Here is a 15,800-nt window from a genome sequence, read left to right as displayed (position 1 = left end):
CGATCCGCCTAAATTTTTCGAAAGAAGATTCAGCGTAGGGTTAAGAAACAAAGCCCCTCAAATGCCTTAACGAATACACTTTCGAAGAAAAGGTACATAAAATTAAATGCCCTACTCTGGTGTGTGATAATCCATCGGATACACTCTCCAGCACAAGCAGAGCATTCTACGATGCGCTTTCATGCCAAAAGGAATATGTAATTTTTCAGATAAAACAGGTGCAGGTTCCCATTGTGAAGTAGATGTCAGTGCTCAATTTGAACGTACTATGTTTGATTGGCTTGATGCATTCTGCGCCCGTTAATGACATGAACCAATTATTTATTAATTCCTACATGGTTTCACTTTCTGATATCATGAAAGAATAGAGCCAATAAATAATTAAAACAAAATAATCGTGGAACAGATCAATGCATAATGTCCTGTTAATTTTAATAGCATTTCTGCTCGTATTACTAAATGCATTTTTTGTTGCTGCTGAATTTGGCATGGTAAAAATCAGAGCGACAAAGATACAGGCAATAAAAGATCAATACGGATTGCGTGGACGCATTTTAGAAGAGGTTCATAGTAATCTGGATGCTTATTTGTCAGCCTGCCAGCTAGGGATTACTCTCGCTTCATTAGGTTTGGGGTGGATAGGAGAGCCCGCTTTTGCACATTTATTGGAACCCTTATTTAAATTCGCAGGTGTAACCTCGCCACAAATCATTACATTTGCTGCATTTTTAGCAGCATTTTCAATTATCTCATTCCTTCATATTGTAGTGGGCGAATTGATGCCCAAATCACTGGCAATCAGACAGTCAGTCATTATATCCATATGGACGGCAGTTCCTTTATATGCTTTTTACTGGGTTATGTACCCTGCTATCTGGTTATTAAACAGTTGTTCTAATTTGTTTTTATCCCTTCTAAACCTGAACAGTTCAAATACTCACGAAGGGGTTTATTCCAGTGATGAACTGAAATTGATATTAAGCGGCAGTCATTTGCATGGAGAGTTGGATAAAGAAGAACGCGACATTCTGGAACATACCCTTGATTTGGCCGAACTTAATGTCACGGAAGTCATGCGTCCTGCTGATGAAATGATGATCTTGAAGCTCAATGAGCCCTTTGAACTCATTTCTCAAAAGATCCTTAAAAACCGATACAGTAGATATCCGGTGTATGATTCGAAAAAGAAAGAAATGATAGGCGTCATTCACGTTAAGGATTTATTTGCAGATTTATTGCAACAAAAAGAAGTCAGAACCATCTCTTCCTACATACGCCCTATATTAAAGGTATCGCATAAGTTGCCAGCTATGGATTTACTCCGTAAGTTCCGAACAGGAATGCCCCACTTTGCTCTGGTTTATAAGAATAAAAATACATTGTTAGGCTATGTTACCCTGGATAATCTGTTACATGTGATGATAGGCCGCATAAAAGATGAGTTTCATAAAACCCATGATGACTGGGTAAAAAATGCAGATGGGACGATCACCACCAAAGGCGACTGCTCGCTTTATTCATTAGAAAGGGCTCTGAATTGCGATATTACACTCACACCTGAAGAGGAAGATTTGAACACACTATATGGACTTATCATTACTCGACACGGCAAATTGCCTAAAGAAGGAGAAGTCATTGAGTTTGCTGAATTTGATGCGTTAGTTGAAAAAATTCAAGATTCCTCTCTAGCCAAAATCACAATAATTCCCAAGCCAGAAATCATATAGACGAAGGGGCTGACATTCCAGCTTGGGGACCAACTCCCTCTCTGAACTAACAGCCCCCTATCGTTATTATGTACTGCTGTATTAATTACAGTATTGATCTAGCCAACACTCGCCGTAAGAATCGCATACCTCAACTTCTTCACATATGGGTCTGTAATATCGGGGAGGCGGCACATTAATAATGACATTGGGAACAATATTAGGGACGATGATGGGACCACCGCCATAATAATAGCCCCTGCCATATCCATACCCACCAGGATTATAAACTCTGATGTCTTCACCATGGCGATGGATTGGCCCAGGCCCACCACCATGCCATGCTTCGCTGGCGGTACTAGAAAGTACTCCGAAAATAAATACCATTATAGATAGTGCATTGCGCTTGCGATTTATCATTATGTTTCCTTTATTATTAACTAATCACCAGCTCTAACGAAAATGAACCTTATTGCGCTGATTGTAGTCACTTGATATTTTATAATCAAGACCATCTGAACCTCAACTAATGATAGTTATGCCACGCTCCCCTCGCTCTTACTTCAAAGTTAGGGATTGCACGTTATTTCATAGCCAGCATTGCATTGTGTAATGCGAGAAACCGTGACTCCTCCTCCGTAATACGCGATGCTGATACGGCGACAACATCTTAGTTTAATGACCATGACCAACATGACAATGGAATTTTTGTATCAAAATCTGCAAAAAATCAACCATGATTAAGTGGATAAAAAATAATCAAAAAATGCACTATAATTTATATATCCATACGGTAAACCTCGGAGAAGACATGTACAAGTTAACTCAAATTGAAGGCATTGGTCCCAAGTTTGCTGCGATGCTGAAGCAAGCTGGAATTGAGAATCAGGATGAGCTTCTTCATGCATGCAGTAGCAGAAGAGGACGATTAAAACTGGCAGAGCAAACAGGGATCAGTCATAAACTCATTTTAAAATGGACCAACCAGGCTGATTTGGCTCGAGTTAACGGAATTAGTGAGGAATACGCAGAACTACTGGAAAAGGCAGGAGTTGATTCCATACCTGAATTAGCTCACCGCAATCCAGAACATCTTCATTCTGAATTAAAAGAAAAAAATGATGTGAGTCATCTGGTACGTCGCACCCCCGGTCTTCCTCAAGTAGTTACCTGGGTTGAGGAAGCAAAAAAACTTCCCAAGGTGGTGTATCATTAAGAATGACATATTGATAAAGCGTTCAGCAACAGAAACTGACTATCGTTGTTTGACTCTAAACAAAGGGGTGTTGTGTGGTGAGTTGAAGTGCAATTTTCGCACTTTCACTTAATAATGGCTTAACACTCCTTTGATATACTGTAGCCATTAGATTTATTGGAATAAATAAAGTTATGACAACATATAACAACAAAGAGTTAAATTTTTATAAGCCCAAAAGTGGCGGAAAAAACAAAAGTGACGTCGACGGGTTTTACAGCAACAGTGATGACGAACACTTCTTCATTAAAAAACCAGCAGATAAAGGCGAGTTGTTTACTGAGCTCTTTGCCGGTCTTTTACTGCAAGAATTCAAAAATCGAAAATTAATCGATGAAATTTATTTTCCCTCTCTGATTTGTGCCGATGTAATCCGCTTTGAGGACGGCTCTTATGGCTTGATTCAGCCACTGGTTTCTTTTGACGAATTACATAAAGTGATTGGTACCAGCTATAGAGATGGCAGTGATAGAGATCCTACGAAAGAAGCATTCTTTGGCCCTAGTTATTATACTGGCGTAACCAAAATGGGCGACTCTTTTGGTTTATCAATAGCCCTAATGTTTTCTTTATTGTTAGGTGCTCACAGCGTACATAGCGGTAATATAGTTGTCCTAAAGGCAGATGAGAATTCTAAAAGCAGACAATACGGTCGTATAGACTGGGGTGATGCGTTTCGCTATTTTGCCCATGAAATGAATAATAATGACATTCTTTTTGCTTATGAAAATCGTGGATTTTTCAATATAAAAAGCCTGACCAAAGATTATTTTCTGAACTACAAGAACATTAACGGGTTATTTCCTGCAATGGCTGATAAAGCCCAGAAAATACTGCCCCACTTAAACGCAGAACTACTTGCAGATATAGTATCCAGCGCATTGAAAAAAATCCCGGCAGATCTCATTGATAAAAATACACAAAATAAGTTAGCTGGCTACATGGTAATGCCTTCATTTAAAGGAGCAACCTTCGGACCAGAAGGTGCATCTGATTCGTTTGCTACGGAAATGGGGAAACTATTAGAACGCCGTATGACGTCAATAAGTAAATTACAAGATTTTAAATCCAACATAATTCCAGAGAACATGTATGCCAGCGTACTCTTCTTCGAGCCACAAGTACTTTCTTTTAAGAACTCAACCTCGTTTTCTGAAATAGTAAATCAGTGGAATGATTCTTTGGATGAAGCGGCGAGCATCAAAACAGATGCATTGGATCTTGCTCAATTAGCCGGCTACTTTAACCAATATGTTGTCGAGCTTTCTGCGAAAACAGAGTCAGCCCATCTATGGACTCAGAATCCACCGGCTAATAACAATATATTTATGGCCTATCATACTGGGAATGGTAAACAGATTCATGGTCATGCTTTTGTTCCTCAATACAAAGAAAGCACGATTATCAACCGCTTTTTTACCCTGGATACTCAGACGTTTGCGGCCTTGCGTTTCGCAGGATTCGAGCAATCAATTAATGACTATACAAAAGCGAATCAAGGATCTGATTGGGCGAAAATACAAGCATTATTACAAGCTGGCCAACAAGTAATTACTACCTTGCATGTACTTAATAAAGCCCGTGAATTTGGTATGGATGATGCAATCCCAGTGCAAATTGAACAATTAAAAATACAGTTACAGGCTTTTAAACAAGCTGAAGAAGCAGTACAACACATACTAAGTATTCCTCATGATCTCCAACCCATAGAACCAAACAGCGAGTATTCGTTGTTTTACCCTGTTTCGGATATGGAATTAAATAAAATGACTGGAGATCAATTGGCGACTATTTGTCTTGAAGAAAGTAATAGTCCGCTTGTCAGCCCATTAATCGAACGCATTGTTACCAATGATAAATTGTGGTACCGAATGGAAGCTGCCTTTGAGAGCGGCGCATATGATTCAAGACTGGATGGAGTGATAGAAAAAATTGCCCGAATGCGTGAAGCCAGAGCGGTAATAGAAGAATCGAGAGAGCAAACAGCTAAGGAAATAGCTGAACAGAAACAACACATTATTCGTTTAAATAAGCAGGTTATAGCGAAAACTGAAGAGGCTGCGCAGTTAAATACTACCTTGGAACAACAAATAAATACAACTCAATCCCGGGAGAAAGAGATTGAGGAATTAAAATTACAAGCACAAACAGCTAAAAAGGAACTGGATAGACTAGCCAAGCAACATAAGGAAGACGCGCAACGCCAAGAACAATCTCATCAGGAAAAATTAAGTGCTCAAGAAGTACTAATGAATCAGTTACAAGAACAAGTGCATTCCCTTGAAGAGGCCAATGCATCACTTAAGTCGACTGTAGAGGCTGAAATTGAAAAACGCTCATCAACGGGAGAATCTGCTCTAAAATTACAAAAACAATTAGAACAATTGGAGCCTGAGCTAGAACGTATAAAAATCGAGTTGCAAGAGGTAAAACTCAAAGGCCTTACAGATCAAAAAGAGAACATTGAACAGCTGAAACAACAATTGGATACAAAAAGTCAGACGATTTTGGAATTACGTCAGCAATTCACAGCTGCAACTGAAACCCAATTGTCAGATGAGCAAAATGCCCAATTAGTGCAAGAACAACTGAAAACAGAAATTGCATCATTACAAAGTGAGCAGAAAAAAGATAAATCGGAAATAGACAGGCTACAAATGCTGGTTAAATCAGCAAAAGAAGCAGAAAGGGACTATAAGGCTGCTCTCATAGACAGGCAAGACATCTATTTTGCCCGTATGGAACGAATGGCACCTATCATGCTGCAGATTCTGGACATAGAAAAAAAAGCGGGAGAGCTTCAAGGCAGAGATGAAACGGCTGCATCTCAAGCGGCATTAAAACTTGCCACCAGGCTTCGTGCAAACATACAAAAATATGCCGAAAATCCGGAACAAAATGAAAATGTTGCGTTAAATGATTTTAAAATAAAAGCAACCAAGAGCATTGCTAAATCAAAAGGAATTTTAGGTGAGCACCGAGAAGAATGGAAATACATATTAGCCAATATTACCTTGGGAATTCTTCTGGTCGGAGTCGGCTATGCCGCGGCCGCATTGATAAACAAACAAGTAACCGGCAATTATACTTTCTTTAGTAAAACCGAGAGTATAAAACAAGTAGAAGGACTGGAAGAACATATTGCTTCCCAAACAATTCAATCAATAAAAGGCGGATAAGTTTATTTTAAGTGAACAGAGTTCCTGATTATAAAAAGCATCTATGAAATATGAAGCATAAGCTATTAGCAGCACTTGGTATCACAGATCTTTTGTGCGAGCAAATGGCCAAATACTCCCTGTATTGGTCTGCCATGTTCATCAAGCCTATGCAGCAACCCCGTAGTCTCTTTGTATTCAATAATAGACCAGCCACTGTCCTGATAAAAATGATACAGCTCTTCTTTCTCAGGCAAAAAGGTGAATGACTCAGGCAAAACATAAGACTCTGCTTTTATAGGAAATACCAGGTAATTGAACCCTTTGATGGCTGTTGCGCGTTGCAGTTCTTCTAACAAAGAAGGGATTCGCTCTGCATTTAAAAATTGAATGCTTACAGTAGAAAATATTAAATTATAAAATTCATTAGCAAGATTTAACGGCTGATGTAAATCATGCAGTACCGCATGAACTTGAGCAAGACTCTCTTTTTGACTTAATTCGTTGATCTTGTCTATAGCTGATTTATTTATATCCATACCAGTAATAGAGTACCCCTGTTGTGCAAAATACAACAAATTTCGACCAGAGCCACAGCCTACGTCCAAAACCTGATTGTTTTTTGCATCAGATCCAGATAAATAGGTTTGATAAATGGAAAGCAAATCACTATGTACCATTCCAAGGCCATATTTCTTATTGAAGTAACGGTGAGGAGCACAATAAAATTCAAGGGCTGCATTAAATTGGTCACTGACGGGCTCTATTTTGTGCCAGGAAGCTGGAGGGATCACTAATTCCGGATTCTCTTTATTGATTCTGACTCGTTTTAATTCTGCTCCCGATCCATTCAGAAAAACGAAATCAATATCGCCTTCTCTTCTCCGTAGTAATCCCCAGGTTCCCTCTTTAGTACTGTGTTTATCAAGGAAAAATTTAAGTTTACCTTCACTATCTATCTCTGTTTGCTTATAGCAAAGCAATGTTCCAAGCACGCTTAACATAGTTTCATATCCTGATGAATACAAATGAATACTACAGTGTGACACAATAAACGCCCGGCTTATAGAGGCAGTTTTTATTGCATCAGCCACATTATTCATTCAGAGATACCTAATCCGAATCAAACCTATCTCATAAGAACCACGCCATTGCCGTCATCCAGAGGAGCCCGCGACGAAGGATCTCCCCAGATTAAGGGAATCCTTAGCATATGCTCTGGATGACGTACTGTTCTTATTATGCAGAACCATCCAGTATATAGGTTAGGCCAATCAGGCCTGTATTAGTCTTGAAAGTACCTAAACTCAATCGTTCAGTATTCCAGGTTGAAACACCATTGTCTGATTGCATACGACCAAATGATTGAAAATCATATCCAACATACAGCAACAACTGTTGGGTCAATAGAATATCCAGACCTAAACCAACATTATAAGAAAGCTGATGTAGGGTATTGGTTCTAAAGTTTGGGCTAATGCGTGGAGTAATATCAGGATATGCAGTTTCGCTATAATGCCGCCCATGATTAAAGGATACGCCAATTCCTGCATCAACATAAGGCATTACCCGACCAAATGTTGCCAAATTAACCTTGGAATACAATGAAAGAACATCGGCAGAGATTCCCCAACGATAAGAATAGTTTTTAAAGTCAGGAAGAGAGTATTGCATGATGCTTCCCTCTGTATTTTTTTTAAATAGGTGCTGATACCTTAAGCCCAGTGAACAAGCCGGCATCCATCGTTCATTTCGCTTCCATCTGTAACCTGCCTGTAATCCAAGTTGAGTCATATTTTTTAAACGCAAAGAGTACTGATCCAGATGCTCCGGAAATGGGAATTCAGAGCCATTATCAACCGTCATATAATCAGGAGTGTTTGTATAAGCAGCACCAACATCTACTCCTAAATACCATGACCCCTTCAGCTCATTAGAAAGTGTTCCCATTTTTGACATGGAGGAGTATTTTTTTTCTTCTGAGGTTGCAACACTTAGCTTATGCTCTGCTTGTATAGGGGCTTTTTGCTGGCCCAAAATTACCTGGGCATTTGCATTTTGCGAAATAGATAATGATGCAAGGAGTAATGGAGTCCATTTTAAAGCCGTATATCTCATGTATTATCCTTAATAGATTCAATAAGTTGCAGTACTGGTTTACAACATCTCAATAACAAGGGGCATTGTTCCTATTCCGGAGTACCGTGGCTGCCGCGGTAATTCGGAACAGTAGCTGCCACGGCTTGTTGAGGTGTTACACTGAATTTAAAAAAGGAGACTATAGCAGGTTAACTGGTTATTTGAGAAGTATGGTTCTTTAGTCATTCATCTGATAGCCTGATGCACTTGCCGCCATTCTTTTTCATTAAATTGACCGTCATCAACCAAACCTTCTCTGAAAAAATGAGCCCGGGGACGTTTGTAAAGTGCCGAAGAATCCAGGATGCTGTTCTTGGAATGATTTGGTTCAAGGATAGATAGAAAATTATCACGTGTAAAATGATCCAAAGTAATGTGCGTGGATTCGTTCACGCTGTAATCAGCTAACAAGTTCCCGGGTTCCAATTTAGTTACAAAATGTTCTGAATATAAATCCACTATGTGTATCACTACTACCTTCTCGTACACACTTAACGGTACTTTCTTTAATAATGCTTCTCGCTCCTCATACAACAACTTTAATAAATCATCGACACTTGCTGTTGGATCAAGATCGAAAGTAACTGTCTCATTACAACCTTTTTTGTGAATTTCAAGTTTCATTTAGATAACCTTAAATTTTGAAAAACTGTTGTGTTATTAACCATTAATACAGGTTAAAAGTGTAGAAATCAATACATATATTTTCATTATTGCCTCTAATTGAGCAATATAAATACCAGTATGTTATTAGTGACCAATCGATATGGAGTTGCATTCACTACAAAATTAGCTACAGTAAAGAGTAGGATTCAATTTATAAACGGAGTTCAAAATGAAAAAATCCATTACTATAATACTTTCTGCATTAATGCTAGGTACGGTATCAACAGCAACGATGGCCGATGCTGCTGTAGGTCAGTTGACGGGAACTCCCAGTGAACAAATTCAACAATTGAATTCTCAGATACAAACCCAACTAAAACAAATTCAAACCACTCAAAAACAACAAATTGATACCTTAAATGCTCAATTACAAGGTCAAATAAAACAAATGCAAACGCAGTTACAAGAACAAATTCAGCAGGTAAATTCTCAAGCACAAGCTCAAATGCAAAAAATGCAATCTTCATTACAAGAGCAAATAAAGCAGGTTCAACAACAATTAATTGATAGCAAGAAATAAGCTTGCTTAGAATTACTCAGTGGAACTATCGGTTAGGACAATTAAGTGATTGCCTGAGAAGTTCCACTTACCTGCCACGCCTCCCCTGCCTGAAGAAATTTTATGTTATTTATAGTCGCGCGTACTATGTGAAATCGTGACTAAATCCCCGTATTACGCGATACTAATACGCGCTTCATCGTTTTTAACTTAATGACAGTACCACCAACTGCAATCAATCACTTAAATCAACTGCTTGTATTAAATCCAAAATAAGTAAATGATATAAAGCCTGTTGACAGTTCGTAAATGCTTGCGAGCAAGCATTGCATTGTGAATTCAGAACGGCTCAGGAAAGAATATTAACTTAACCCTCAAAAATAAGGATTCATTATGTGGGTAAACATTCGTAACACTTTAGGACCACTATTTCTTATTCTCATCTGTCCCCCTTTTGTCATGTTGATGTGGTATACCAATACCCAACTGGATGGCTCTTTTGCGACTCTCTGGAATATGATTATCCAGAACGGCTTTTTTGCTACTACCTACTCGATATGGCAACCTCTTTTTTGGGGCTCAAGCACCGCATGGGCAATTATTTCATGTTTCGTACTGTTTGAATTGGCCTTAATGAAACTCCTACCAGGGAAAATATTCCATGGACCAATAACCCCCAAAGGTAATGTTCCAGTTTATAAAGCAAATGGGGTTCTGGCGTTTGTTACCAGTATGGCAGCATTTGCCATTGCCAGTTTTGGCTTGAATTTATTTCCTGCAACCATCCTTTACGACAATTTAGGTAGCCTCTTCGCAGCACTGAATTTACTCAGTCTTGTCTTTTGTGTTTTCTTGTATATCAAAGGACGTTTCTTTCCTTCATCAACTGATTCCAGCAGCACGAACAATGTCCTTTTTGATTACTATTGGGGAACAGAGCTTTATCCTCAGGTTCTTGGATGGAATATTAAAAAATTCATCACGTGCCGCTTCGGTATGATGAGCTGGGGATTATTTCTGCTCTCCTATGCTGCGAAACAGGCTGAACTCGGCGGCTTGTCGAATTCAATGCTGATATCAGTCACTCTGCAATTACTCTATATTGCTAAATTTTATGCATGGGAAACAGGCTATTTAAGATCACTTGATATAATGCACGATCGCGCCGGCTTTTATATATGCTGGGGTTGTATGGTATGGGTTCCTTGTATTTATACTTCTCCTGGCATGTATCTGGTGCTTCATCCAATTGAATTAAGCATGGGATGGGCAAGTGCCATTTTTGGTTTAGGCGTAGTCAGCATTATGATTAACTATTTAGCCGATAAGCAGCGAATTATAGCCAGAGAGACTGAGGGCAATTGCAAGATCTGGGGCAGAAAGCCAACAACTCTGGTGGCTCACTATCAAACAGAAGATGGCATAGCTAAAAAAACGCTATTACTGGCATCTGGTTGGTGGGGAGTCGCCCGACATTTTCATTATGTGCCTGAATTAGCCGCAGCCTTCCTTTGGTCTGTTCCTGCTCTCTTTACTCATTTTGCGCCTTATTTTTATGTCTGTTTTCTCACTATTCTCCTTGTGGACCGCGCATTTCGTGATGACAGAAGATGTTCCAGAAAGTACGGGGAATATTGGACCAAATACTGTGAACTGGTCCCATATAAAATAGTGCCTTTAATCATCTAATCCCGTAGTTCTCATTAAGCCTGATAAATAACCAAACCTACGTACCGTTCTTTATGTACGGTACGTAGGAATAAAAAATCGCCACATTCAGTTAACCAATTGGTAGCCCGTTAGATAGTTCGTTCACAGAACCTGAGGTTTTAACCAAAAAATATAAAAAATCAGAATTATTACTTTTTATGTTTAGAAATGAACTTTTTTCTGGTAAAGTCCTGATTGGATTAGCTAACTTTGAGGTCATGGAATGATGAAAAAGATTTTAATATTAATTACTTGTTTCTTTAGCATTTCAGGATTTGCGGCATGCTCTAACGCTCTGCCGACAGATCATCCAAGCTTTTGTGCTTCATTTAAATCCGTGGCAACCTGCTACTGCACTTCATCCGGACTTCCTGCTGGTATGTGTCAGGATATGAACGCACTATACAAGAGAATGTTAAGTACATTTGGGTCATTACAAAAAGCATGTGAGTATCAGCGCTATACAACGCCTCAGGATTGCATGGACAATTGGAACTGTTACCTCTTTGGCGGTGCTGATTCACGCGGAAGATTATGCAGCTCAACTCAGAATGCATGTCAATAATATTTACTAAGGGATGATATTGTGTCTAAAAAACTGTTACCGTTGTTTTTACTAGTCTCTTTATTTTTTATGGTTGTGAATTGTAACGCCGGTACAACGGGAACAGCGCCCCCACATCATTCATTTTATGCCGGAGCCCTTGGGGGCTTTGGTTCAACCACCTGGAAAGGATTGGTTCCCACCAAAGAAAATCAGAATATGGCACTCATATTGTCGACACCAATTGAAGTTACTGAAGGTGGTGGCGTTTGGGGGCTCTTTACAGGTTATGAATTCAGCCCTTATTTTGCGATTGAAGCCAGTTATATAAGATACCCTGAAGCCAAAGTCTTTTTTGACTCTATGAGCTTATTCAGCTTTAATAATGACGGGAAAATCGAACTTCATACTAAAACTGAAACCGTCAACCTGATGGGTAAAATAATGCTCCAGATTCCCAATTCAAAAATCAGAGTTTATTCAAGTGCCGGTATCGCTGATGTGCATCGAGATGACTTTCTTATCAATCAATGGCTTATCAGTCCCACTTTTGGTGCGGGTTTGAATTACCGCTTGACAGATCACCTGATGACCGAGCTAGGTGCAAATTACACCGCTGGCTTTGGCGAATCACAGTTAGAGCCTACCTCATCCTATATTCCTTTTCTTTATTCCGTTTCCATTCGTGTAGCCTATTTATTTTAGATGGTCTAAGAATTAACCACTGCCATTGGCCGTCATCCTGAGGAGCTAGCGACGAAGGAGCTCCTGGAATTAGGGAGAACTTTAGCTCTTCCCAGGATGACGTACAAAATCCTTACCAGGATGTTAATTAACTAATTAATTTTATTTAATAAAGCATTTTGTTAGATTTAATACTAAAATGAATTATAATTAGACATCTCAGTCACAATGGACGGCTAGGGTATGCAGGAAACGAAGTTCTATCGCTTAGGAACATTAATTTATCATTACCGTTGGGCCATAATAGTATTGTGGCTATTGCTTATCCTTGGATGTCTTCCATTTCTGCCCAACATTATCAGCCCCTTTAAAACGACCGGATTTGTTGATGAAGGCTCGCAAAGTGCAAAAACTGAAGAACTCATAAATAAAGAGCTAGGCTTCAATAATGAAAATAAATTCATCATTATCTACCACAGCGACACACTTCTTGCTACCAGCCAGGAATATAAAAATAAACTGAAAAAATCCTTAGCGAAATTAAAAGAATTCCCTGTTGCTCATGAAATTATCTATCCAGAAAACAATAAAGATCAAATTTCAAAAGACAAACACACCAGTTACGTAGCGGTCATTATTAAAAGCACTGAACCCATCAATGACGCTTTGCTTAAACAATTCATTGCATCTATAACTACCCCAAAAAACATGACGATGCATTTGGGAGGCGCTCCAATTTTCGTAGAAAATGTCAATAAACAAACTCAAATTGATTTATACCGAGCTGATGTTATTGCCGCCCCTTTGGCAATAATAATATTAATTTTAGTATTCCGAACGGTTCTCGCAGCATTCATACCCATTATTCTAGGCGGGGGATGCGCACTAATCATCCTCACTACTCTTTATTTTTTCGGACATTTATTTACGCTGTCCATTTTTACTTTAAATATAGCGTTATTATTAGGGCTGTGTCTTAGTCTGGACTATTCATTATTTATAATCTATCGTTTTCGTGATGAGCTTGAGAAGAACCAGAATATAATTGAAGCCATTTCAGTCACCGAGGCAACAGCCGGTAAAGCCATTTTTTTTAGTGGGCTTGCTGTATTCGCTAGTCTAAGTGCCTTGTTATTATTCCCGGTAAATATTTTATTCTCTGTGGCTGTTGGTGGACTAACCGCTGTTTTTATTGCCGCGTTAACCGCAATTATTCTATTACCTGCGGTACTTTCTGTTTTAAAAGATAAAATCAATTTACTCCCGGTCACCTTATCCAAAACCAATAAAAAACATCGTTTTAATTTCTGGCATTGGTTGGCTGAAAAAATTGTCCGCGCCCCTCATTTAACCTTTATGTTAACTCTTATTTTCTTACTATTGCTTGGCTATCCCTTTTTATCAGCTAAATTCGGGGTATCTGATTACCACATCCTTCCTGAACATTCAGAGCATCGAACGTTTTATGATGTTTATGCAACAAAATTTAATGAAAACGAACTAAGTCCTATTCTGGTTTCAGTCCAATCGAACCCCAGTAGCATACTTTCCCCTAAAAACATTACGCGACTAGATGATCTGGCGCAAAGATTAAAAGACAATCCTTTAATCCAAAAAGTGAACAGCATTGTTACCACTAATTCAAAACTTACCCCGAAACAATATTATCAGCTCTATCACTCCAAAAAAGAGATGAATGCCGATATAAAAACGCTATTAGATACCACAACCAATAAACATCTAACCGTGATGACCGTTATCAGTAAATATCCAATAAACTCGCCGCAAATGAACACATTAATCGATGAATTACACAAAACACCGGTCGGCTATGGCATGACGATGCGATTAACCGGGACTCCTGTAATTAATAGTGATGTGCTAGAAACTATTTCACGCATACTACCTTACGCCATTTTATGGATAATGGTTCTTACCTACCTCATCCTACTTATTCTTCTACGCTCCCTCTTTTTGCCTTTAAAAGCAATTATCATGAATATCCTAAGCCTTAGTGCGTGCTATGGGGCCTTGGTGCTGGTTTTTCAAATGGGATATTTGCATGAGTTATTAGATTTTCAACCGCAGGGAATGTTGGATATCAGCTTATTAGTTATTATTTTTTGCGCTTTGTTTGGGTTTTCCATTGATTATGAGGTGTTTTTGTTAACCCGAATAAAAGAAGCTTATGAAGAGAGTGGTGATAATGAAAAAAGCATCATTTTCGGGATTGAAAAAAGCAGCCGGATAATTACCAGTGCTGCCATTATTGTAATTTTTATTTGCATTTCTTTTCTGGTTGCTCACGTCTTAATGGTTAAAGCATTTGGTCTGGGCATTGCTGTTGCGATTTTTGTAGATGCGTTCTTAATCAGAACGATACTAGTGCCCTCAACCATGGCCCTATTCAAAAGCTGGAACTGGTATCTCCCAAAATGGATGGACAAAATTCTTCCCAGGCTATAGCACAACAGAAAAGATCGAAATATAGTCAATTAGAACAAAATAAAACGCCGCTCTTAAGGTTCTCTTAAGCCAGAAAAAGTATAATCCTGGCCGATAAAAAATTTTTAATGTTATCAGGCATTCAATAAAGTCACCTAGTGACATATACTCGGCGATGGAATTCATAGTTCTGCCCGAATTTTTCTGGAGAAAAAAATGTCTGTTACTTTATCATTAAGCCGCACCTATGGTTCATTTTTTTGGGGATGTACAAAATTTGCCATATCTCCTTACACCAATACATTTATGGCAATAGCAAGGGATACTGAAGAGCCAGTAAGCGGTATTATAGCGGCAGCTATTGTGACTACCGGGTTAACTTTTGTTGTTCCTATATTACCTGTTTTTGCATCATTTACCTTTGCGCTAGCTTCAATTGCCATGTTACTTGCCGTAGCCTCTATGTTTGCTACCTATCCTGTTGCTATCCTGGCAGATGCCTGTACAGCCCCTACCAATGATTGGGATAGAGAATACATGACATTTGCATAACCCCATCACTATAGGTTCCCGCCTTTATTAGCTTGCGCCAAAATCGGGTGATTATTGGAAACCAAAGCAGAGCGTACATTCAGTATGTAAGCATCTGGACACAAATAATCACCTTATTTTTGCAGAGAGAATGAAATCTATTCCCCTCGAAATCAAATAAATAAAAACTAACGTTTTAAATCTAACTCGAAAAGATTTACTGCTATTAAAAGTCCATTGTAAGCACAATATCTTTAAAAGATTTTTATACTAAACTAAACCCATATAAGTCAATTATCAAACCTACTGAATGCAATTGTATCGGATAGACTACTAATCGAACACAAAAAGAACCCTCATCGAATTTTTGGCATAAAAGAAAAAAGGTTAATGACATGAGAGCAAAATTGGAAGAGAGCGATGCTAGATACAGGGCACGCTAATATTGAATATATTATGCCCA

Annotated in this window: 14 protein-coding genes; 10 read left to right on the top strand and 4 right to left on the bottom strand. The window is 38.7% G+C overall.

Features of this window, described 5'->3' with window-relative positions; all coding sequences use genetic code 11:
- The first annotated feature begins 181 nt into the window (after nucleotides 1–181).
- Nucleotides 182–304 (top strand): hypothetical protein, encoded by a 123-nt coding sequence (locus tag Q0495_RS06555; protein WP_298624261.1) that lies wholly within the window; start codon nucleotides 182–184, stop codon nucleotides 302–304.
- Nucleotides 305–410: 106 nt separating this feature from the next.
- A complete protein-coding gene (locus tag Q0495_RS06550; RefSeq protein ID WP_298624260.1) occupies nucleotides 411–1,727 on the top strand; it encodes a hemolysin family protein in 1,317 nt (438 codons plus the stop codon).
- A gap of 81 nt (nucleotides 1,728–1,808) precedes the next feature.
- Here the strand turns inward: Q0495_RS06550 and Q0495_RS06545 are convergent, their stop codons facing one another.
- Nucleotides 1,809–2,126, bottom strand: coding sequence for a hypothetical protein (locus Q0495_RS06545; RefSeq protein ID WP_298624259.1), 318 nt, complete (start codon nucleotides 2,124–2,126; stop codon nucleotides 1,809–1,811).
- A 391-nt stretch (nucleotides 2,127–2,517) separates the two neighbouring features.
- Here Q0495_RS06545 and Q0495_RS06540 point away from each other — a divergent pair, with 391 nt between their 5' ends.
- Together Q0495_RS06540 and Q0495_RS06535 are read left to right on the top strand one after the other, a co-directional pair.
- Complete coding sequence (locus Q0495_RS06540) at nucleotides 2,518–2,922, top strand: DUF4332 domain-containing protein (protein WP_298624258.1); 405 nt, start codon at nucleotides 2,518–2,520, stop codon at nucleotides 2,920–2,922.
- 173 nt (nucleotides 2,923–3,095) lie between these two features.
- Entirely contained in the window at nucleotides 3,096–6,140 is a 3,045-nt protein-coding gene (locus Q0495_RS06535) for a LepB GTPase-activating domain-containing protein (RefSeq protein ID WP_298624257.1), read from the top strand.
- Nucleotides 6,141–6,205: 65 nt separating this feature from the next.
- Here Q0495_RS06535 and tehB read toward each other — a convergent pair whose 3' ends face one another.
- From tehB to Q0495_RS06520, 3 genes are all read right to left on the bottom strand, one after another.
- Nucleotides 6,206–7,123 (bottom strand): SAM-dependent methyltransferase TehB, encoded by a 918-nt coding sequence (gene tehB, locus Q0495_RS06530; RefSeq protein WP_298624262.1) that lies wholly within the window; start codon nucleotides 7,121–7,123, stop codon nucleotides 6,206–6,208.
- A 235-nt stretch (nucleotides 7,124–7,358) separates the two neighbouring features.
- Entirely contained in the window at nucleotides 7,359–8,237 is an 879-nt protein-coding gene (locus Q0495_RS06525) for an outer membrane beta-barrel protein (RefSeq protein ID WP_298624256.1), read from the bottom strand.
- Nucleotides 8,238–8,444: 207 nt separating this feature from the next.
- Nucleotides 8,445–8,882 (bottom strand): hypothetical protein, encoded by a 438-nt coding sequence (locus Q0495_RS06520; protein ID WP_298624255.1) that lies wholly within the window; start codon nucleotides 8,880–8,882, stop codon nucleotides 8,445–8,447.
- Between the two features lie 211 nt (nucleotides 8,883–9,093).
- Between Q0495_RS06520 and Q0495_RS06515 the strand changes: the two genes are divergently transcribed.
- The 6 genes from Q0495_RS06515 to Q0495_RS06490 all read left to right on the top strand — a co-directional run bounded on the left by Q0495_RS06515 (nucleotide 9,094) and on the right by Q0495_RS06490 (nucleotide 15,358).
- On the top strand, nucleotides 9,094–9,444 hold the full coding sequence (locus Q0495_RS06515; RefSeq protein ID WP_298624254.1) for a hypothetical protein: 351 nt from the start codon (nucleotides 9,094–9,096) through the stop codon (nucleotides 9,442–9,444).
- A gap of 372 nt (nucleotides 9,445–9,816) precedes the next feature.
- Nucleotides 9,817–11,112 (top strand): 7-dehydrocholesterol reductase, encoded by a 1,296-nt coding sequence (locus tag Q0495_RS06510; RefSeq protein WP_298624253.1) that lies wholly within the window; start codon nucleotides 9,817–9,819, stop codon nucleotides 11,110–11,112.
- A gap of 244 nt (nucleotides 11,113–11,356) precedes the next feature.
- Nucleotides 11,357–11,698, top strand: coding sequence for a hypothetical protein (locus Q0495_RS06505; RefSeq protein ID WP_298624252.1), 342 nt, complete (start codon nucleotides 11,357–11,359; stop codon nucleotides 11,696–11,698).
- 21 nt (nucleotides 11,699–11,719) lie between these two features.
- Nucleotides 11,720–12,382, top strand: coding sequence for an outer membrane beta-barrel protein (locus tag Q0495_RS06500; protein ID WP_298624251.1), 663 nt, complete (start codon nucleotides 11,720–11,722; stop codon nucleotides 12,380–12,382).
- Between the two features lie 222 nt (nucleotides 12,383–12,604).
- On the top strand, nucleotides 12,605–14,827 hold the full coding sequence (locus Q0495_RS06495) for an MMPL family transporter (protein WP_298624250.1): 2,223 nt from the start codon (nucleotides 12,605–12,607) through the stop codon (nucleotides 14,825–14,827).
- A 195-nt stretch (nucleotides 14,828–15,022) separates the two neighbouring features.
- Nucleotides 15,023–15,358, top strand: coding sequence for a hypothetical protein (locus tag Q0495_RS06490; protein ID WP_298624249.1), 336 nt, complete (start codon nucleotides 15,023–15,025; stop codon nucleotides 15,356–15,358).
- Nucleotides 15,359–15,800: the final 442 nt, after the last annotated feature.

Source organism: uncultured Legionella sp. (assembly GCF_937871865.1).
Lineage (GTDB): Bacteria > Pseudomonadota > Gammaproteobacteria > Legionellales > Legionellaceae > Legionella.
The sequence above is the reverse complement of the archived record's forward strand: the minus strand, read 5'-3'. Positions and strand labels throughout refer to the sequence as shown.

Coding starts and splice junctions, on each gene's coding strand:
- Q0495_RS06555 (WP_298624261.1), top strand. CDS start 182: ATGCCAAAAGGAATATGTAATTTTTCAGATAAAACAGGTGCAGGTTCC.
- Q0495_RS06550 (WP_298624260.1), top strand. CDS start 411: ATGCATAATGTCCTGTTAATTTTAATAGCATTTCTGCTCGTATTACTA.
- Q0495_RS06545 (WP_298624259.1), bottom strand. CDS start 2,126: ATGATAAATCGCAAGCGCAATGCACTATCTATAATGGTATTTATTTTC.
- Q0495_RS06540 (WP_298624258.1), top strand. CDS start 2,518: ATGTACAAGTTAACTCAAATTGAAGGCATTGGTCCCAAGTTTGCTGCG.
- Q0495_RS06535 (WP_298624257.1), top strand. CDS start 3,096: ATGACAACATATAACAACAAAGAGTTAAATTTTTATAAGCCCAAAAGT.
- tehB (WP_298624262.1), bottom strand. CDS start 7,123: ATGTTAAGCGTGCTTGGAACATTGCTTTGCTATAAGCAAACAGAGATA.
- Q0495_RS06525 (WP_298624256.1), bottom strand. CDS start 8,237: ATGAGATATACGGCTTTAAAATGGACTCCATTACTCCTTGCATCATTA.
- Q0495_RS06520 (WP_298624255.1), bottom strand. CDS start 8,882: ATGAAACTTGAAATTCACAAAAAAGGTTGTAATGAGACAGTTACTTTC.
- Q0495_RS06515 (WP_298624254.1), top strand. CDS start 9,094: ATGAAAAAATCCATTACTATAATACTTTCTGCATTAATGCTAGGTACG.
- Q0495_RS06510 (WP_298624253.1), top strand. CDS start 9,817: ATGTGGGTAAACATTCGTAACACTTTAGGACCACTATTTCTTATTCTC.
- Q0495_RS06505 (WP_298624252.1), top strand. CDS start 11,357: ATGATGAAAAAGATTTTAATATTAATTACTTGTTTCTTTAGCATTTCA.
- Q0495_RS06495 (WP_298624250.1), top strand. CDS start 12,605: ATGCAGGAAACGAAGTTCTATCGCTTAGGAACATTAATTTATCATTAC.
- Q0495_RS06490 (WP_298624249.1), top strand. CDS start 15,023: ATGTCTGTTACTTTATCATTAAGCCGCACCTATGGTTCATTTTTTTGG.